Source organism: Ralstonia mannitolilytica (assembly GCF_000954135.1).
GTDB classification, from domain to species: Bacteria; Pseudomonadota; Gammaproteobacteria; order Burkholderiales; family Burkholderiaceae; genus Ralstonia; species Ralstonia mannitolilytica.
In genome coordinates this window covers 1,947,410-1,966,813 of the sequence record NZ_CP010799.1, presented here as the reverse complement: position 1 = coordinate 1,966,813, position 19,404 = coordinate 1,947,410, and the positions used below count along the sequence as shown (strand labels likewise).

The following is a 19,404-nucleotide window of genomic DNA, read 5'->3' as shown; positions in this document are numbered from 1 at the left end:
CCCGACTTTCCTCTCTTCCCCATCATGACCGAACAGAACAACGCGGCCGAATCGAACGCCGCCGTGCCCGCGCAGGACGACAACAAGATCATCGCCGAGCGCCGCGAGAAGCTGGCCGAGATCCGGCAGCAAGGCGTCGCCTTTCCCAACGATTTCCGCCCGACGCATCGCGCTGCCGAGCTGCACGCCCAGTACGGCGCGCTCGAGCAAGCCGCGCTGGAAGCCGAGCCAGTCCAGGTTGCCGTGGCCGGCCGCATGATGCTCAAGCGCGTGATGGGCAAGGCCAGCTTTGCCACCGTGCAGGACAGCACCGACCGCATCCAGTTCTACATCAGCCGCGACGCGGTGGGCGAAGACGTCTACGCCAGCTTCAAGAAGTGGGATCTCGGCGACATCGTAGCCGCGCGCGGCACGCTGATGAAGACGAAGACCGGCGAACTGTCGGTGGCGGTGACGGAGCTGCGCCTGCTCTCCAAGAGCCTGCGCCCGCTGCCCGGCGACTACTACGGCCTGGCCGACCAGGAGCAGAAGTACCGCCAGCGCTACGTGGACCTGATCGTCTCGAAAGAAACGCGCGAGACGTTCCGCGCCCGCACAAAGGCCATCGCCTCGCTGCGCAACTTCATGGCCGGCAACGGCTTCATGGAAGTCGAGACGCCGATGCTGCACCCGATTCCAGGCGGCGCGGCAGCCAAGCCGTTCATCACGCATCACAACGCGCTGGACATGCAGATGTTCCTGCGCATCGCGCCCGAGCTGTACCTCAAGCGCCTGATCGTCGGCGGCTTCGAGCGCGTGTACGAGATCAACCGCAACTTCCGCAACGAGGGGGTCAGCCCGCGCCACAACCCCGAGTTCACCATGATGGAGTTCTACGCGGCCTACACGGACTACCGCTGGCTGATGGACTTCACCGAACAGCTGATCCGGCAGGCCGCCATCGACGCCTCGGGCACCGCCACGCTGACTTACCAGGGCCGCGAGCTGGACCTGTCCAAGCCGTTCCATCGCCTGACGATCACGCAGGCCATCCAGAAGTACGCCCCGCAGTACAACGATGCGCAACTGGCCGATGCCGACTTCCTGCGTGCCGAACTCAAGAAGTTCAAGATCGACACCAACGCCCCGCAGTTCCTGAATGCCGGCCTAGGCACGCTGCAGCTCGTGCTGTTTGAAGAGACGGCCGAATCGCAACTGTGGGAGCCGACGTTCATCATCGACTACCCGGTCGAAGTGTCGCCGCTGGCACGCGGCTCCGACACGCTGCCCGGCATCACCGAGCGCTTCGAGCTGTTCATCACCGGCCGCGAAATCGCCAACGGCTTCTCCGAGCTGAATGACCCGGAAGACCAGGCCGAGCGCTTCCGCAAGCAGGTCGAACAGAAGGACGCGGGCGATGAAGAAGCCATGTTCTATGACGCCGACTACATCCGCGCGCTGGAATACGGCATGCCCCCGACCGGCGGCTGCGGCATCGGCATCGACCGCCTCGTGATGCTGTTGACCGACAGCCCGAACATCCGCGACGTGATCCTCTTCCCGCACCTGCGCCGCGAAGATTGATCGCCGCGACGACGCACCGCCAACGCCCCTTCAGGGGCGTTTTTGCTGTGCTTTCACCCCGCCATTTGTAACATCCGCACCGGTTCACACTGTGAGATGAAGCGCGACATCCCCTTGATTTTTCAAAGGAAAATGGTGCTACAGATGCTTACAAATTAAAACGGCATCCGTTCGGGCGATCGACCAAACTGTGATCATCGAAGGGCCGCACCGATCGCGGCCGCAGGAGAACGATGATGAACAACAACATCCAGCCCAACGCAGGTCAAACATACGGTGGCACGTCCCCGGGGCAGGTGCCTCCGTCGCCGCGCCGCATGCACCCGCTGATGACGACGGCCGCCGTGGCCGTGATCATCGCCAGCCTGACGGCGGTGGCCGCCATCACCGGTGTGCTGCCCACGTCGAAGGCGACCCAGGGCAGTACCGATCCGAACGTCGCTGCGCAGTCGACGACGGCGGCCCCCGGCGCTTCCACGACGCCGATGGCGCTCGCAGCACCGGGCCAGACCACGCAGCCGAACCAGGCTGCGCCGTACCCCCCTCAGACCGTGGCCACGCCGCCGTCGCCGACACACCAGCCGGCCTATGCCGAACGCGCTCCATCGGCGGCACCCCGCTACGCACAGACGCCACCGCGTCCGGCCGCCAGCCCGTATACCGGTCACGTGACGTCGGTGACGCCGATCACCACGCAGGGCAAGGAGACCGGCCTGGGCATGATCGGCGGTGCGGTGGTGGGCGGCCTGCTGGGCAACCAGATCGGCCGCGGCAATGGCCGTACGCTGGCCACGGTGGCCGGCGCGGTGGGCGGCGGCTATGCCGGCCACGTGGCGGAAAACCACTACAGCCGCGATACGCAATACCGTGTGAACGTGCGCATGGACAACGGTACGAGCCGCAGCTTTACCTACAAGGCCGCCCCGGGCTTCCAGCCTGGCGACCGTGTGCATATCGAGAACGGCACGCTGGTGGCAGGCTGATCCGCGCTCCGCTTCATCCCAAAGAAAAACCGGCCTTCGGGCCGGTTTTTTCATGTCCGCAAAAAGCGAGGCGAGCGTTCATTCCGCCGCTTCGTCAATCCACGCCTGCTGGATCGCTTCAAGAAACTTTTCGCCGCCGCGCTTGTGGTCGTCGTCAAAGCCTTGCAGGCCGACGACCTTGTTGTGCAGGTCCACGAAGTTCAGGCGCGTCGGATCGACGTCGGGGTACTTGTCGTACAGCGCTTCGGCAATCTGCTGAATGTCGTTCCATTTCATGATGAGCTCCCTCTCCACGGCGCCGTACGGCTTAGTGGTTTTCTTTGGCGTGGTTGATCGTGTATTTCGGGATCTCGATGGTGAGATCCTCGTCTGCCACCCTGGCCTGGCACGACAGGCGCGAATTGGGCTCCAGGCCCCAGGCCTTGTCGAGCAGGTCCTCTTCCTTTTCCGAAGCCTCCTCCAGCGAGTCGAAACCTTCGCGCACGACCACGTGGCACGTGGTGCAGGCACATGACTTTTCGCAAGCGTGCTCGATCTCGATGTCGGCGCCCAGCAGCGCATCACAGATGCTCGTGCCGGTCTTGGCTTCGATCACGGCGCCCTCGGGGCAGTATTCGACGTGGGGCAGGACGACGATTTGTGGCATGAAAAACTCGGTCGATGAATGGGGTTGGGGAGCCGGCTGCCAGCGATCAGCCGAGCTCTTCGATACGTTTGCCGGAAAGCGCCGCGCGGATGCTGCGATCCATGCGGCGCGCGGCGAATTCGTCGGTGCCGTGCGAGAGCGCGTCGACGGCGTCCTTGATGGCGCGGTGGTCTTCGCCCTGCATGGTGGTGCGCAGCGCGGCCATCTGGGCATCGACCGCGGCGCGCTCCTCTGCCGAGAGCAGATCGCCGTCGGCCTCCAGCGCATGCGACAGCGCCTCGAGCAGGCGCTCGCCTTCGACACGCTCTTCCGCCAGCGCACGCCGGCGCATGTCGTCTTCGGCAGACTGGAAGCCCTCCTGCAGCATGCGGGCGATGTCGTCATCGGCCAGACCATACGACGGCTTCACGGTGATCGATGCCTCCACGCCGGAGACCGTCTCGCGCGCCGACACCGACAGCAGGCCGTCCGCATCGACCTGATACGTCACGCGGATGCGCGCGGCGCCGGCCACCATCGGCGGAATGCCGCGCAGCTCGAAGCGCGCAAGCGACCGGCAGTCGCTGGCCAGTTCGCGCTCGCCCTGCAGCACGTGGATCGCCATCGCCGTCTGGCCGTCCTTGAAGGTGGTGAACTCCTGCGCGCGCGCCACGGGAATCGTGCTGTTGCGCGGGATGATCTTCTCGACCAGGCCGCCCATCGTCTCGACGCCGAGCGACAGCGGGATCACGTCGAGCAACAGCCAGTCTTCGCCCGGTGCGCGATTGCCCGCCAGCAAGTTGGCCTGCATGGCCGCGCCGATGGCGACGACCTGATCCGGGTCGAGGTTCGTGAGCGGCGTACGGCCGAACAACTGCGCCACCGCCCGCCGGATGATCGGCATGCGCGTCGCCCCGCCCACCAGCACCACGCCCTTCACGTCGTCCACCGTGACACCGGCATCGCGCAGCGCGCGGCGCACCGGTGCGATGGTTTTCTGCACGAGGTTGGCGGTCAGTTCAGCGAAGGTCTCGGCGGTCAGCACGAGGTGCACGGTCTCGCCAGTGGAGAGCATCGCGTCGATCTCCGTGCTGTCGGCGGTGGAAAGCCACTCCTTGGCCGCACGCGCCTTGTTCAGCAGCAGGCGGGTGTCTTCGGCAGACAGTGGCTGCAGACCGGCCTGCTCGACGATCCAGCACACGATGCGCTGGTCGAAATCGTCGCCGCCGAGCGCCGAGTCACCACCCGTGGACATCACCTCGAAGACGCCCTTGGTCAGCTTGAGCACGGAGATGTCGAACGTGCCGCCACCGAGGTCGTAGACGGCATAGACGCCCTCGGCCGCGTTGTCCAGGCCATAGGCGATGGCGGCGGCGGTCGGCTCATTGAGCAGGCGCAGCACGTTCAGGCCGGCCAGTCGGGCGGCATCCTTGGTGGCCTGGCGCTGCGCATCGTCAAAGTAGGCCGGCACGGTGATGACGGCGCCGACGAGTTCATCGCCGAGCGTGTCTTCCGCGCGCTGGCGCAGCGTCGCCAGGATTTCCGCCGACACCTCCACGGGGCTCTTCACGCCCGCCACGGTCTTGAGCTGCACCATGCCCGGCGCATCGACGAAGTCGTACGGCGTGTTCTCGATGTGGGACACGTCCTTCAGGCCGCGGCCCATGAAGCGCTTGACCGAGACGATGGTGTTCTTCGGATCGCGCACGGCTTCGGCCTGCGCCTTGTAGCCGATGTGCGCGGTGCCGTCAGCCAGATAGCGCACCACCGACGGCAGCAACGGGCGGCCCTGATCGTCGGGCAGCACCTCCGGCACGCTGCTGCGCACGGAAGCCACCAGCGAGTTGGTCGTGCCCAGGTCGATGCCCACCGCCAGACGGCGCTGGTGCGGTGCGGGCGATTCGCCAGGTTCGGAAATCTGCAGTAAAGCCATGGGAGTGTCTCGATTGCGCGGGGCGGATGCCGGGCAGGCAAACCCGGCATTGTCGCAAATTCTGGGTTCTAGTCTTCCAGCCGGTCGATCGCCTCGGCGGTGTCGTGTTCGATCTTTTCGATGAACATCAACTGGCGCACCGCATCGGCCGCCGCAGCGTCATTGCCACCGCCGTTGAGCAGACCGGCCAGCGCCGCATAGCGGCCGCGTTTTTCCTTGCGCAGCATGCCGAGCAGCGCGTCGAGCGCATCCACGTCACGGCCAGCCTTGGCGTCGTCCAGCGATTCGCGCCACTCCATCTGCTGCATCAGGAAGCCAGGCGGCATGGCGGTGTTGTTCTCCGCCTGCACGTCGATGCCGCGAAGGTGCAGCAGATACGTCGCGCGCTTGAGCGGATCACGCAGTGTCTGATACGCCTCGTTGGCACGCGTGGCCCACTGCATCGCGACACGGCGCTCGGCGTCGCCCGCGTGTGCATAGCGGTCCGGATGCGCCTGCGATTGCACAGTGCGGTACGCAGCGTTCAGCGCGTCGTCGTCGACCTCGAAATGCTCGGGCAGGCCGAAGAGGGAGAAATGCGTATCGCTCGGATTCATGAATAAAAAAAGCGGCCGCGCCGCCTCGTTGCTACTCGATCGGTTGACCTGGCGGTTCACCCCGATCGCACTTCAGGCATTCCACCACCACGCCGATCCTGCCCGTGCGCCCCGCCTCGGTCTGAGTCCAGGGCCGCTGCTGCCAGGGCGGGTCGTGGCGCATGTGCTGCCCGTGCCCGCAGGCGAGACGAGCGACCCAGTGGCCTTCCTCGTCGCGCTCGAACCCGACAATCGCCTGCTTCAATGCCTCACACGCGGAAGGACTCGCCGCAACCGCACTCGTCCTTCACGTTCGGGTTGTTGAAGCGGAAGCCCTCGTTCAGCCCTTCGCGTGCGTAGTCCAGTTCGGTGCCATCGATGTACGGCAGGCTCTTCGGATCGACGATCACCTTGATGCCGTTGGATTCGAAGACCTGATCTTCAGCGGCGATCTCATCCGCATATTCGAGCTTGTATGCCAGGCCCGAGCAACCGGTGGTCTTCACGCCCAGGCGCAGGCCCACGCCCTTGCCGCGGCGGGCGAGGTAGCGGGACACGTGCTGTGCAGCTTTATCGGTCAGGGTGATCATGCGACTTCCTTCCAATCAGTGGGACTCAGGCAACCTTCTGCTCGGCGGCGGCGCCGTGCTTTTCCCTGTAGTCGGCCACGGCCGCCTTGATGGCGTCTTCGGCCAGGATCGAGCAGTGAATCTTCACCGGCGGCAGCGCGAGTTCTTCGGCGATCTGCGTGTTGCGGATCTCCAGTGCCTGGTCCAGCGTCTTGCCCTTGACCCACTCCGTCACCAGCGAGGACGAGGCGATGGCCGAGCCGCAGCCGTACGTCTTGAACTTCGCGTCTTCGATCACGCCCTGCTCGTTCACCTTGATCTGCAGCTTCATCACGTCGCCGCAGGCCGGTGCGCCGACCATGCCCGTGCCGACCGTCTCGTCGCCCTTCTCGAACGAACCGACGTTGCGCGGGTTTTCGTAGTGATCCAGAACCTTGTTGCTGTAAGACATCTCACACCTCTTTCAATCGTTGGCTGGCGCGCAAGCGCCGTGATCCGTTGTCCGTCAAACGCCGCGCTCAGTGCGCCGCCCATTGAATGCTGTTCAGGTCCACGCCGTCCTTGTACATCTCCCACAGCGGGGACAGGTCGCGCAGCTTGCCGATCTTGCTCTTGAGCAGCTCGACCACGTAGTCGATTTCCTCTTCCGTGGTGAAACGGCCGACCGTGAAGCGGATCGAGCTGTGCGCCAGCTCGTCGTTGCGGCCCAGCGCACGCAGCACGTAGGAGGGCTCGAGCGATGCCGATGTGCAGGCCGAACCCGATGACACGGCCACATCCTTGATCGCCATGATCAGCGACTCCCCTTCCACGAAGTTGAAGCTGATGTTCAGGTTGTGCGGCACACGGTGCTCCATGTCGCCGTTCACGTACACCTCCTCCATCGTGTTCAGGCCGCGATACAGGCGATCGCGCAGCATGCGGATGCGCTCGTTCTCGGTCGCCATTTCTTCCTTGGCGATGCGGAAGGCTTCACCCATGCCGACGATCTGGTGCGTCGCCAGCGTGCCCGAACGCATGCCGCGCTCGTGGCCGCCGCCGTGCATCTGTGCCTCGATGCGGATGCGCGGCTTGCGACGCACGTACAGTGCACCGATACCCTTCGGGCCATACGTCTTGTGTGCCGAGAACGACATCAGGTCCACCTTCAGCTTCTGCAGGTCGATCTCCACCTTGCCGGTGGCCTGCGCAGCATCGACGTGGAAGATCACGCCCTTCTCGCGGCAGATCTCGCCCAGCGTCTCGATGTCCTGGATGACGCCGATCTCGTTGTTCACCATCATCACCGAGGCGAGGATGGTGTCGGGGCGGATGGCTTGCTTGAAGACTTCGATGTCGAGCAGGCCGTTGTCCTTCACGTCGAGGTAGGTCACCTCGAAGCCCTGGCGCTCCAGTTCGCGCATCGTGTCGAGCACGGCCTTGTGCTCGGTCTTGACCGTGATGAGGTGCTTGCCCTTGGTGCTATAGAAATTTGCGGCGCCCTTGATCGCCAGGTTGTCGGATTCCGTGGCACCGGACGTCCACACGATCTCGCGCGGATCGGCATTCACTAGCGCGGCGACCTGCTCGCGCGCCGTTTCGACGGCCTTTTCAGCTTCCCAGCCAAACGGGTGGCTGCGCGAGGCGGGGTTGCCAAAGCTCTCACGCAGGTACGGGATCATCTTGTCGACCACGCGCGGGTCCACCGGCGTCGTCGCGGAATAGTCCATGTAGATGGGAAGTTGCAAGGTGCTCATATCTTGTCTGCCTTATGTGGGGGCGATGTTCTATGTGCGGGACCGGCTTCGTGGCCAGCCTCACGCCTGCGCAATCAGGCAATCACGATTGCGCCAGGCTGAAGACGGAGTTGACCAGCGGCGCGCGCTTGACCGGCTCGGCCGGCACGGCAGCAGCCGGCGCCTCGGCCGACCGTGCGCGGGCCGGTGTGCGCTCGCGGCGCGCCGGACGCGCATCACGCATATCCTGGATCACTTCGGGCTGACGTTCGCGTTGCTGGTCGACGAGGTTCTGCAGCGATACCGAATCGAGGTACTCGACCATCTTCTGGTTCAGCGTGGCCCACAGGTCATGCGTCATGCAGCGGCCCGCGTGGCCGTTGTGTTCCTCGCCGCCGCAGTTGCCCTTGCCGCCGCACTGGGTGGCGTCGAGCGGTTCATCGACCGCAATGATGATGTCGGCCACGGTGACGTCGTCCGCGCGGCGCGCCAGGCTGTAACCGCCACCCGGACCGCGCACGCTCTCAACGATCTCGTGGCGGCGCAGCTTGCCGAACAGCTGTTCCAGATACGACAGCGAAATCTTCTGCCGCTGGCTGATGCCGGCCAGCGTGACCGGACCCTGCTCTTGGCGCAGCGCCAAGTCAATCATGGCGGTGACCGCAAAGCGGCCTTTGGTGGTCAATCTCATGGGCGTCGGGGAAATACCTGATCGTTTTGCTCAAGTATAAAGGAACCCGACAAAATCGGTCAACTAAGGTGTCGGGGGAATGCCGCGTCGCAGCAAGGGGATTTGCCGGACCCGCAAACGGGGCGACCGCGCGGCAGGCCGTATTGTGGACCAAAACAATCAACTACGTCGGATAGGGCTATCCCGCCACATCGTGCACCGCAGCTTGCGATTGCCATGCGCCAGCGCCGTGCACCTCGGGTTTTTCCTTAGGTGGGCACAACACAAATTCATTGACTTTTGTTACGCGGCGCCCGAGACTCTCTGATGCGCAAACGTTTGCGAACGCCGCGGCGCGATTGCCCTTTAGAACGCCTTACGGCGCACGGGCGGTCGACGACCGCACCCACCGCCCAAGACAGGCCTCTTCCTGGAGGAGACACCATGGATATCCGCCGTCGCCGCGCCTTGCAACTTGGCGCGGGCTCTGCCGTAGCTCTTGCCCTGCCGCTGCCGTTTTCGCTGGCCCGCGCTGCCAACCAGCCGCCCAAGGTCGCGCTGGTGATGAAGTCGCTGGCCAACGAATTCTTCGTCACGATGGAGAACGGGGCGCGCAAGCACCGGCAGGAACACGCATCGGAGTACAGCCTGCTGTGCACCGGCATCCGCGACGAGACCGATACCGGCGGCCAGATTCGCCTGGTCGAGCAGATGATCGTTTCGCGCGTGGATGCGCTGGTGCTGGCACCCGCCGATTCCAAGGCGCTGGTGCCAGTCATCAAGAAGGCCGTGGACGCCGGCATCCTGGTGATCAACATCGATAACCGGCTGGACCCTGAAGCGCTCAAGGAGAAGGGGCTGAATGTGCCGTTCGTGGGGCCTGACAACCGCAAGGGCGCACGGCTGGTCGGCGACTTCGTCGCCAAGTCGCTCAAGCCGGGCGATGCGGTGGGCATCATGGAGGGCATTCCGACCACCACCAACGCACAGCAGCGCACCGCCGGCTTCAAGGACGCCGCACAGGCCGCCAAGCTGAAGATCGTCAGCGTGCAGTCGGGCGAGTGGGAGATCGACAAGGGCAACCGGGTCGCCGCCGCCATGCTGCGCTCGCAGCCGGACCTGAAGGCACTGCTGTGCGGCAACGACAACATGGCGATTGGGGCTGTGTCTGCGGTGCGGGCGGCCGGCAAGACCGGCAAGGTGTCGATCGGCGGGTATGACAACATCGCGGCCATCAAGGCGATGCTGGCCGACGGGCGCGTGGCCGCCACCGCTGACCAGCACGCCGATCAGCAGGCCGTCTACGGCATCCAGACCGCGTTGAAGGCGCTGGCCGCGAAGACGCCGCAAGCGCAGCTTGGCGGCGTGATCGAGACGCCGGTGGACCTCGTGACCCGCAGCTAAGAGACAGGCCAGCCGCCGCCAGCCATGCTCTCCGTGAACGAAGCCCATCCGCCGCTGCTGCGCGTTTCCGCTGTCAGCAAGCACTACGCCGGTCCTGTGCTGCGCGACATCGATCTGGACGTGCGCGCGGGCGAGGTGCTCGCGCTCACCGGTGAAAACGGCGCGGGCAAGAGCACGTTGTCCAAGATCCTGTGCGGCCTCGAGAAGGCGACCACGGGCTCGATGACGCTGGGCGGCATTGAATACGCGCCGTCCTCGCGCAGCGCCGCCGAAGCGCTGGGCGTGCGCATGGTTCTGCAGGAACTCAGCATGGTCCCCACGCTCACGGTGGCGGAAAACCTGTTCCTCGGCGCATTGCCGCGTCGGCTCGGCTTCGTCGACCGCGCAGCGCTGCACCGCCAGGCCCGGGACGCGCTGGCACGCGTCGGCCTGAACCTCGACCCCGCGACCCCCGTGCACACGCTCGGCATCGGCCATCGGCAGATGATCGAGATTGCGCGCGCGCTGGCCGGCGCCTGCCGCGTGCTGATCCTCGATGAACCGACCGCGATGCTGAGCGCCCACGAAAGCGCGACCCTGTTCGAGCGCATCGACGCGCTGCGCCGCGAAGGCGTGGCCATCGTGTATATCTCGCACCGGCTGGACGAACTGGCGCGCGTTGCCGACCGCATCGTCGTGCTGCGCGACGGCAAGCTGATCACCGATGCGCCCGCCGCGAGCGTCACGCAGGACGCGCTGATCCAGGCGATGGTGGGGCGAGACGTCCCGGCTGCATCGGACGCCAACCGCGCCGCACGCGGCCCGCGGCCGGGCAACGGTGCGCCGGCGCTGCGCGTGAACGGCCTGACGCGTGCGCCGGCCGTGCGCGACGTGAGCTTCGACGTGGCGCCCGGCGAGATCTTCGGCATTGCCGGCCTCGTGGGCGCCGGCCGCACGGAGCTGCTCCGGCTGATTTTCGGCGCGGACCGCGCGGACGCCGGCACCATCGAAGTGGGCTCGCCGCCCACGCCCGTGCGCATCCACTCCCCCCGCGATGCGGTACGCCACGGCATCAGCCTGCTCACCGAAGACCGCAAGGATGAGGGCCTGCTGCTGCCTCTGCCGATCACCGCCAACATTGCGCTGGGCAACATGCCCGCCGTGACGCAGCGCGGGCGTCTGCAGCCCGTGCGCGAACGCGCGCTGGCGCAGCGGCACATCCAGGCACTGCGCATCCGCTGCGCGGGGGCCGATCAGCCCGTCGGCGAACTTTCCGGCGGCAATCAGCAGAAAGTCGCGATCGCCCGCTGGCTGGAGCGCGACACGCCCGTCATGCTCTTCGACGAACCCACGCGCGGCGTGGACGTCGGCGCCAAGTTCGACATCTACGCCCTGCTCGAGGCGCTCGCCGTGCGCGGCAAGGCGCTCGTGGTGGTGTCCAGCGACCTGCGTGAGCTCATGCAGCTGTGCGACCGCATTGGCGTCATGCGCGGCGGCCGTCTCACACACATCTTCCAACGCGGCCAGTGGAGCCAGGACGCTCTGCTCGCCGCCGCTTTCGGTGAAGCCGATGCATCGATCACCCCTTCCCCGGAGACCGCCGATGCGCTCTGATTCCACCGTGCCCAACGCGCCCGAACCGACGTCCGGCACACGCGCCGCATTCGGCATGTCGCTGGGCACCATCGGCGGGCTTCTGCTCGCGCTGGCGGCCATGCTGGTGCTGTTCAGCACGCTGTCGCCGACATTCTTTTCGCTACCGACCTTCACCACCATCGCCAACGAGATTCCCGACCTGCTCGTGATGGCCGTCGGCATGACGTTCATCCTGATGATCGGCGGCATCGATCTGTCGGTCGGCTCGGTGCTGGCGCTGGCGGCATCGGTGCTGTCGGTCGCCATGACCCAGCTCGGCTGGGGCGTGTTGCCGGCGGCGCTCGCCGGTGTGTTGCTCGCCACCGCGGCCGGCTCGCTGACCGGCGCGGTGACGGTGCACTGGGGCATCCCTTCGTTCATCGTGTCGCTGGGCGTGCTCGAGATGGCGCGCGGCCTCGCCTACAGCCTCACCGATTCGCGCACGGTGTACATCGGCAGCGCGGTCGACTGGCTGGCGAGCCCCGTGGCACTGGGCGTGGCGCCGTCGTTCCTGATTGCGATTGCGGTGACGGTCGTCGGCCAGATCGTGCTGACGCGCACGGTGTTCGGGCGCTACCTCGTTGCCATCGGTACCAATGAAGAAGCCGTGCGGCTGGCCGGCGTGAACCCGCGGCCCTACAAGGTCGCCGTGTTCGCGCTGATGGGTCTGCTCGCGGGCCTGGCCGCGCTGTTCCAGGTGTCGCGCCTGGAAGCGGCGGACCCGAACGCCGGCGTCGGCATGGAGCTGCAGGTGATTGCCGCGGTGGTCATCGGCGGCACGAGCCTGATGGGCGGCCGCGGGTCGGTCTTGCGTACGCTGTTCGGCGTACTGATCATCTCGGTGCTCGAATCCGGCCTGGCGCAGATCGGCGCGACGGAACCCACCAAGCGCGTCATCACGGGCGCCGTCATCGTCGCGGCCGTGGTCATGGACACCTATCGCAGCCGGAGCAACCGGACCAAGCCACACTGAGAGACAGAGGAGCACGACATGGCAACCATCAAGGACGTAGCCGCACTGGCCGGGGTTTCGTTCACCACCGTCTCGCACGTCATCAACAACACCAGACCGGTAAACGCCGAAACCCGCAAGCGCGTGGAAGACGCCATCCGTGCGACGCGCTACGTGCCCAGCGCCGTGGCGCGCTCGCTCAAGCACCGCACCACGCGCACCATCGGCGTGCTCGTGCCCACCGCCACCAACCCGTACTTTGCGGAACTGGCGCGCGGCATTGAAGACGTGTGCGCGGCCGCCGGCTACAGCGTCATCCTGTGCAACTCCGACGACGACCCCCGCAAGCAGCGCGACTACCTGCGCGTGCTCATGGAAAAGCGCGTCGACGGCATCATCGTGAGCAGCGCCGGCCCCGACAATGCGCTGACCGATGCGCTGGGCGAATCGTCCCTGCCCGTGGTGATGGTCGACCGCCCGACCGAAGGCATCCAGGCTGACCAGGTGCAGATCGATCACGAGGAAGGCGCGTACCTGGCGACCCGACACCTGCTGGAACTCGGACACCGGCGCATTGCGTGCATCAGCGGGCCATCGGAGCTGAGCGTGACGGCGGGCCGACTGGCCGGCTTTCACCGTGCGCTGCGCGAAGCGGGCGTGCCGGAAGCCTCGGCCCGCATTGCCGAGGGCGATTTCACCAGCCCCGGCGGCTATCGCGCCGCGCGCCAGCTGCTGACCGAGGGCGAGATGCCCACCGCCATCTTCGCCAGCAACGACCTGATGGGCATCGGCGCGCTGCGCGCCGCGGCGGAGCTCGGGATTCCGGTGCCAAAGGCGCTCTCCGTGATCGGCTTTGACGACATCGAGCTCAGCCGCTACGTCTACCCGGCGCTGTCTACCGTCGGCCAGTCGATCCGCCAGCTTGGCGAGACCACCGCCCAGACGCTGCTCGAGCACCTGGGGGACAACGCCCTGCGCCATCCGCTGGATGAGCGGCACGCGCGCCGCATCGTGCTGCCGCCGCGCCTGTCGCTGCGCGAGTCGACCGCCGAGCCCGAGCGCCCGGCCCGCGCCGCCTGACGCCGCATCCCTTTCACGCCTTCAGCGTAGTACAGCCATGGTGGCCAAGCGCCCTTCCGCCTCTTCCGCTCACCCTGCGGCCGACGTGCTGATCGTCGGCAGCATCAACATGGATCTGGTGATCCGCACGCCGCGCCTGCCGTGCCCCGGCCAAACGGTGGCAGCGCCCGCGCTGGAGACGATCCCGGGCGGCAAGGGCGCCAACCAGGCTGTAGCGGCCGCGCGCCTGGGGGCCCGTGTCGCCATGCTCGGCTGCGTGGGCAGCGACGCCTACGGCGCCGCCCTGTGCGAGGGCTTGCGCCGCGAAGGCGTGGACACGTCCATGGTGTCGGCGCATGCCGATGCCGCCACCGGCATCGCGTGCGTGACGGTGGCCAACAGCGGGCAGAACACCATCGTCATCGTGGCCGGCGCCAACGAGCTGCTCACACCCGCCATGATCGAGGCGCAGCGCGCGGCGTTCGAACGCGCGCGCGTGATTGTCTGCCAGCTGGAATCCCCGCCCGATGCGGTGGAGTGCGCGCTGAAGCTCGGGCGGCAGCTCGGCAAGACGGTCATCCTGAATCCCGCCCCCGCCGTCGGCCCACTGCCCACGCCATGGCTGGCGGCGTGCGATTACCTGATCCCCAACGAAACCGAGGCGGCGCTGCTGACAGCCCGCCCCGTCGACTCGCCCGACGCGGCCCTGGACGCCGCCGCCGACCTGCACGCACAGGGGGCGCGGCACGTGATCGTCACGCTGGGCGCGCGCGGCGTCGCGTATGCGGATGCCGACACGCGCCGGCTGATGCCCGCGCGCATCGCCCAGGCCGTCGACACGACGGCGGCCGGCGACACGTTTGTCGGGGCATTGGCGTCGTCTCTGGCGGAGGGGGCGCGCCCGGAAGCGGCGATCGAATTCGGCCAGGCCGCGGCGGCATTGTCGGTCACGCGACTGGGCGCGCAGCCGTCGATCCCGTTTCGCAGCGAGATCGCGGCGCCTGTTCCGCACGGCCTGTAGCGCGCCTTTGCGCAGCACGCCGGCGTTTCTTACTGGGGCGTCGGACTTCAGCACTCCGGCTTTCGACCGCAAACCCTCGCGCGCCGACCTCGAATGTGCAGCCCCCGGAGCACGACAGGTCCGCTGCCGGACCTTTCTGCTCCGCTGTCGAAGCCTAGACCTGCGGCGCCGGAGTCGCGAGCCCGGCCATCGTCGCCTGACGCCGCGCTAGGCCGCTGTGCTGGTGCCCGGCGGAGTCGTCACGGTCGGCGCGCGCGGCACCAGCAGGCACAGCGGATCGCGCAGGATGCGGCGCCAGACCGCGCCCGTCACGCGCTTGCGATCGACGCCTCGCAGATTGCGCGAGCGCATCGCCATGTTGAACGCCAGCGCGAACGACACCAGCACGTTGAGCACACCCATCAGTCCAATGCCCGCCACGGCCAGCCAGAACGGCGACGTCTTCATGACGCCGGGCCCCAGCACGCCCACCGCCGTGGCCACCGCGCCGGTCGACAGCGTGACGTGGCGCACCTCGATGTGCGGCCCGAAGAACGACACGATCTCCGGCCCTAGCCCGAGCATGAAGCCCAGCGACACGTTGGCCACGATGCCGGACAGATTGCGCTTCCAGAAGCTGGCAATGCGCTGCGCGCCGCGCGTACCGACCATGAAGCGCAGGCGGCGGTGGTAGGCGATCACATCGTGCACGCGGTGCAGCGCAAACCAGTTGTCGGCCCAGCCCGCCGCCAGGCTCGAAGCCCACAGCAGCACGCCGGTGAAGACCGCGTACAGCGGCGTCGGCCCCAGGATCGAGAACGAATCGATCGTCGCCACCGCCTTGGCCGGCGAGATCAAATCGGCGTGCAGGAACCGCCCCGCGAGCCATTGCACCACGAACGCCACGGGCGCGACCGCCAGCAGGTTGCCGGCAATGGCGGCCGCGTTGGAGCGGATCATCGCGACCGTATCGTCGACGAAGCGGTCCAGGCCTTCGGGCCGGCCGACCTGATCAAGCCGGTGCGCCAGCGCGGGCGCCGTCATCGCCGGCTGCTTGGTCGCCAGCGTGAAGTGCGCGAAATGGATGCCGAGGAAGCTGACGGCGTAATTGAGCGACGCAAGCAGCCCTTCGGTAAACCGCGACAGGTGCGCCGCGGTGATGAAGAACTTGACGTACACCGTGACCGCCGTGATGACGCCGCCGCCGGCCGCGGCCTTGACCATCGCAGCGTATTCCTTGCCGTCGCGGGTGATGTAGTGCTCGCCGGTTTCGGCGGAGCGTTCGACCACCTTGCGTGCCAGGTCGGCAAACGTGGAGCGGATCAGATACCCGACGCTGCGACGGTGCTGGCTGGCTGACACCAGTTCCGCGGTCATGTGCACGAAGCGGCGCGAACCGCGCGTGTCGGCCCAGGCGGTCAGCAGCAGGTCAATGCGGCCGAGCCACGCCTTCATGCGCTCGACCTGGAACACGATCTCCACGGAGACGCCGTTCTCGTCCAGATGCTGGTACACGCCTTCCGTGGCCGCGCGGCACTGGTCCAGCACGGCGCGGAAATAATTGAGCTCCTGCACGAACCGCTCGGGGCTCGCCGGCTCGGTATTCGGGCGTTCGAGAAAGATGGCGTTGGCCGCATCGGCCAGCAGGTAGAACGGTGAATCGGTCAACTCCGCATAGGCCATGCGGCTGCGGATGCCGCGCGACAAACCCGCCGCCCGCACCTGGCTGATGAGGATCTGGATGCTGATGCCGAGGCTGCGCTCCAGCCGCGTCTGTCCGGCCGATGCCTCGGCGTCGGTCATGCCGGCCCGGAACAGCGCGTGCAGCCGCGCGACGAGCTCGTCGTCGAGCCCGTCGACCCATGCCGCATCGTTCGGGCCGACAAACAGCAGTGCAAACAGCGACGCCAATTGCGGCGCATTGGGCGCGGGCGGCAGCAGGCGCGCCTGCCAGCGGTCGATCAGCTCGCTCCAGAAACCCGCGCGTGAGGACAATCCCGTATCGCACAGCAGCGACACGGGATCGTTGTCCTGCACGATGGCGCGCAGGGTCTGCCCCACCCGCTCGGCCAACGACGGGTTGTTCTCGAGCACCTGCAGCAGATAACGCAGGCGCGCATAGCGCCACGATTCCGACACGGCACCCTCGGGCCGGTCGGCACGGCGCAGCCAGTAGGCCAGCTCGATCAGCCATTCGTTGCGTTCGGCCAGACTGCGCGTGGGCTCGAACTGCGCCAGGATGGCGTCGAGTTGATGGCTGGCGTGCCGGGAGGCGCGCCACTTGCGCCACGGATTCAGCAGAAAATTGAACATCGAACTCCCTTGATGACGGCCACGTATGCCGACTGCATGACAACGTGCCGGTTCCCCGCTCAGACGACGCGCAGCGCCCGAGAATGATCTGAAATTGTGTCAACAGCCCACCACCCCGCGGGCAGCCACGCGGGGTCGCATGGCCCAGGCGGCAGCGGCCGCGCAGCTCAGGCGGTCGGGACGATGTGGTCTTCGCCGCTCGCGCCGAACAGTTGCGACTTCAGCTTGGCCAGCTGATCGCGCACCTGCGCCGCCTTCTCGAATTCGAGGTTCTTGGCATGGTCGAGCATCTGCTTCTCGAGGCGCTTGATTTCCTTGGACGCCTGCTTCTCGCTCATGTCCTCGTACTTGGCGGCCTCTTGCGCGGCCCGGAGTTCGGCGCGCGCCTCGTCGACGTTGTACACGCCGTCAATGATGTCCTTGATGCGCTTGACCACGCCGCGCGGCGTAATGCCATGCGCCTCGTTGTAGGCGATCTGCTTGGCGCGGCGGCGCTCGGTCTCGTCGATCGCCTTGCGCATCGAATCGGTGATGCGGTCCGCATACAGGATGGCGGTGCCGTTCACGTTCCGGGCCGCGCGCCCGATGGTCTGGATGAGCGAGCGCTCGGCACGCAGGAAGCCTTCCTTGTCGGCGTCCAGGATCGCCACGAGCGACACCTCCGGAATATCCAGCCCCTCGCGCAGCAGGTTGATCCCGACCAGCACGTCGAACGTACCGAGGCGCAGGTCGCGGATGATCTCCACGCGCTCGACGGTGTCGATGTCCGAGTGCAGGTAGCGCACCTTGATGCCGTTTTCCGACAGGAATTCCGTCAGCTGCTCAGCCATGCGCTTGGTCAGCGTGGTCACCAGCACGCGCTCGCCGGCCTCGACGCGCAGATGGATTTCCGACAGCAGATCGTCGACCTGCGTCGTGGCCGGGCGCACCTGGATGACCGGGTCGACCAGCCCCGTGGGGCGCACGACCTGCTCGACGACCTCGGTGCCGGCCTTCGCCTTCTCGTAATCGCCGGGGGTGGCCGAGACGAACGTCACCTGCCGCATCTTGGTCTCGAACTCGGCGAACTTGAGCGGCCGGTTGTCCAGCGCGGAAGGCAGGCGGAAGCCGTATTCGGCCAGCGTTTCCTTGCGTGCGCGGTCGCCGTTGTACATGCCGTTGAGCTGGCCGATCAGCACGTGCGATTCATCCAGGAACATCAGCGCATCGGGCGGCAGATAGTCGACGAGCGTCGGCGGCGGCTCGCCCGGCGCCGAGCCCGACAGGTGCCGCGAGTAGTTCTCGATGCCCTTGCAGAAGCCCAGCTCCTGCAGCATCTCGAGATCGAAGCGCGTGCGCTGCTCCAGCCGCTGCGCCTCCACGAGCTTGTTCTCCTTGTAAAAGAAATCGAGCCGCTCGCGCAGTTCGGCCTTGATGGTCTCGATGGCGCGCAGCACGGTCTCGCGCGGCGTCACGTAGTGGCTCGACGGGTAGACGGTGAAGCGCGGAATCTTCTGCCGCACGCGGCCCGTCAGCGGATCGAACAGCTGCAGCGATTCGACTTCGTCGTCGAACAGCTCCAGGCGCACAGCCATCTCCGCATGCTCAGCGGGAAAGATGTCCACCGTATCGCCGCGCACGCGGAAGGTGCCGCGCTGGAAATCCGTCTCGTTGCGCGTGTACTGCATGGCGATCAGGCGTGCGATCACGTCGCGCTGGCTCACCTTGTCGCCCGCGCGCAGCGTCAGGATCATCTGGTGGTATTCGCTCGGGTTGCCGATACCGTAGATGGCCGAGACGGTCGCCACGATCACCACGTCGCGGCGCTCCAGCAGGCTCTTGGTGGCCGAGAGCCGCATCTGCTCGATGTGCTCGTTGATCGACGAATCCTTCTCGATGAAGAGATCGCGCTGCGGCACATAGGCTTCAGGCTGGTAGTAGTCGTAGTACGAGACGAAGTACTCGACCGCGTTGCGCGGGAAGAACTCGCGGAACTCCGAATACAGCTGCGCCGCCAGCGTCTTGTTGGGCGCAAACACGATCGCCGGGCGCCCCACGCGCGCGATCACATTGGCCATGGTGTACGTCTTGCCCGAGCCCGTGACGCCCAGCAGCGTCTGGTACGACAGGCCGTCCTCGATGTTCTCGACAAGCTTGCGGATGGCCTCGGGCTGGTCGCCGGCCGGTGGATACGGCTGGTACAGCTGGAACGGCGAGCCCTCGAACGTCACAAATTTCGATTCGTCGTACGGGCTGGGGACTTGGCTCAGGTCGGTCATGGCGGCGGAGTGGGATGGCAGCGCAAACAGTCAGCAAAGTGACGCACACGCCCGCAACAGATCGGGGCGGCGCGGCCAATTGCAACCAATCACGTAGTGTAGCGCGCCGCCCCGGCGATCGTTTGCGCGCCCGGACTCCGAAATCTGTACCGCCCGCCCAACCGCTTTAGG

General features: G+C 66.5%; 18 protein-coding genes. 7 read left to right on the top strand and 11 right to left on the bottom strand.

All coding sequences use genetic code 11. The features are described from left to right. Positions 1–24: 24 nt before the first annotated feature. Both lysS and TK49_RS09360 read left to right on the top strand, forming a co-directional pair. Positions 25–1,563, top strand: a complete 1,539-nt coding sequence (gene lysS / locus TK49_RS09365; protein ID WP_045786439.1) for a lysine--tRNA ligase — start codon at positions 25–27, stop codon at positions 1,561–1,563. A 236-nt stretch (positions 1,564–1,799) separates the two neighbouring features. Continuing rightward, positions 1,800–2,546 carry an outer membrane lipoprotein gene (locus TK49_RS09360; RefSeq protein ID WP_045786438.1) on the top strand — a complete coding sequence of 249 codons (747 nt, stop codon included), beginning with the start codon at positions 1,800–1,802 and terminating at the stop codon, positions 2,544–2,546. A gap of 78 nt (positions 2,547–2,624) precedes the next feature. Here TK49_RS09360 and iscX read toward each other — a convergent pair whose 3' ends face one another. The 9 genes from iscX to iscR all read right to left on the bottom strand — a co-directional run bounded on the left by iscX (position 2,625) and on the right by iscR (position 8,654). Next, entirely contained in the window at positions 2,625–2,822 is a 198-nt protein-coding gene (gene iscX, locus TK49_RS09355; RefSeq protein WP_045786437.1) for a Fe-S cluster assembly protein IscX, read from the bottom strand. Between the two features lie 31 nt (positions 2,823–2,853). Continuing rightward, a complete protein-coding gene (gene fdx, locus TK49_RS09350; RefSeq protein WP_045786436.1) occupies positions 2,854–3,192 on the bottom strand; it encodes an ISC system 2Fe-2S type ferredoxin in 339 nt (112 codons plus the stop codon). Positions 3,193–3,238: 46 nt separating this feature from the next. Then, positions 3,239–5,104, bottom strand: a complete 1,866-nt coding sequence (gene hscA / locus TK49_RS09345; RefSeq protein ID WP_045786435.1) for a Fe-S protein assembly chaperone HscA — start codon at positions 5,102–5,104, stop codon at positions 3,239–3,241. Between the two features lie 68 nt (positions 5,105–5,172). After that, positions 5,173–5,700 (bottom strand): Fe-S protein assembly co-chaperone HscB, encoded by a 528-nt coding sequence (gene hscB / locus TK49_RS09340; RefSeq protein WP_045786434.1) that lies wholly within the window; start codon positions 5,698–5,700, stop codon positions 5,173–5,175. Positions 5,701–5,731: 31 nt separating this feature from the next. Next, positions 5,732–5,944, bottom strand: a complete 213-nt coding sequence (locus TK49_RS09335; protein ID WP_045786433.1) for a DUF3565 domain-containing protein — start codon at positions 5,942–5,944, stop codon at positions 5,732–5,734. A 4-nt stretch (positions 5,945–5,948) separates the two neighbouring features. Continuing rightward, positions 5,949–6,269, bottom strand: a complete 321-nt coding sequence (gene iscA, locus TK49_RS09330; protein ID WP_045786432.1) for an iron-sulfur cluster assembly protein IscA — start codon at positions 6,267–6,269, stop codon at positions 5,949–5,951. 25 nt (positions 6,270–6,294) lie between these two features. After that, on the bottom strand, positions 6,295–6,699 hold the full coding sequence (iscU, locus tag TK49_RS09325; RefSeq protein WP_045786431.1) for a Fe-S cluster assembly scaffold IscU: 405 nt from the start codon (positions 6,697–6,699) through the stop codon (positions 6,295–6,297). Between the two features lie 67 nt (positions 6,700–6,766). Further along, on the bottom strand, positions 6,767–7,984 hold the full coding sequence (locus tag TK49_RS09320) for an IscS subfamily cysteine desulfurase (RefSeq protein ID WP_045786430.1): 1,218 nt from the start codon (positions 7,982–7,984) through the stop codon (positions 6,767–6,769). 82 nt (positions 7,985–8,066) lie between these two features. Then, on the bottom strand, positions 8,067–8,654 hold the full coding sequence (iscR, locus tag TK49_RS09315) for a Fe-S cluster assembly transcriptional regulator IscR (RefSeq protein ID WP_045786429.1): 588 nt from the start codon (positions 8,652–8,654) through the stop codon (positions 8,067–8,069). A gap of 423 nt (positions 8,655–9,077) precedes the next feature. On the opposite strand from iscR, the gene TK49_RS09310 reads away from it, so the two are divergent. From TK49_RS09310 to rbsK, 5 genes are read left to right on the top strand one after another with little or no spacing between them, the layout of a single operon-like run. Beyond that, on the top strand, positions 9,078–10,037 hold the full coding sequence (locus TK49_RS09310; RefSeq protein WP_045786428.1) for a sugar ABC transporter substrate-binding protein: 960 nt from the start codon (positions 9,078–9,080) through the stop codon (positions 10,035–10,037). 24 nt (positions 10,038–10,061) lie between these two features. Continuing rightward, a complete protein-coding gene (locus TK49_RS09305) occupies positions 10,062–11,630 on the top strand; it encodes a sugar ABC transporter ATP-binding protein (protein WP_045786427.1) in 1,569 nt (522 codons plus the stop codon). Next, on the top strand, positions 11,620–12,624 hold the full coding sequence (locus TK49_RS09300; protein ID WP_045786426.1) for an ABC transporter permease: 1,005 nt from the start codon (positions 11,620–11,622) through the stop codon (positions 12,622–12,624). Before TK49_RS09305 ends, TK49_RS09300 begins: the two co-directional genes overlap by 11 nt. Before the next feature lie 18 nt (positions 12,625–12,642). After that, positions 12,643–13,683 carry a LacI family DNA-binding transcriptional regulator gene (locus tag TK49_RS09295; RefSeq protein WP_045786425.1) on the top strand — a complete coding sequence of 347 codons (1,041 nt, stop codon included), beginning with the start codon at positions 12,643–12,645 and terminating at the stop codon, positions 13,681–13,683. A 37-nt stretch (positions 13,684–13,720) separates the two neighbouring features. Beyond that, on the top strand, positions 13,721–14,683 hold the full coding sequence (rbsK, locus tag TK49_RS09290) for a ribokinase (protein WP_045786424.1): 963 nt from the start codon (positions 13,721–13,723) through the stop codon (positions 14,681–14,683). 207 nt (positions 14,684–14,890) lie between these two features. Here the strand turns inward: rbsK and TK49_RS09285 are convergent, their stop codons facing one another. Together TK49_RS09285 and uvrB are read right to left on the bottom strand one after the other, a co-directional pair. Then, positions 14,891–16,975, bottom strand: a complete 2,085-nt coding sequence (locus tag TK49_RS09285) for a site-specific recombinase (RefSeq protein WP_045786423.1) — start codon at positions 16,973–16,975, stop codon at positions 14,891–14,893. 167 nt (positions 16,976–17,142) lie between these two features. After that, positions 17,143–19,233, bottom strand: coding sequence for an excinuclease ABC subunit UvrB (uvrB, locus tag TK49_RS09280; protein WP_045786422.1), 2,091 nt, complete (start codon positions 19,231–19,233; stop codon positions 17,143–17,145). Between the last annotated feature and the right edge of the window lie 171 nt (positions 19,234–19,404).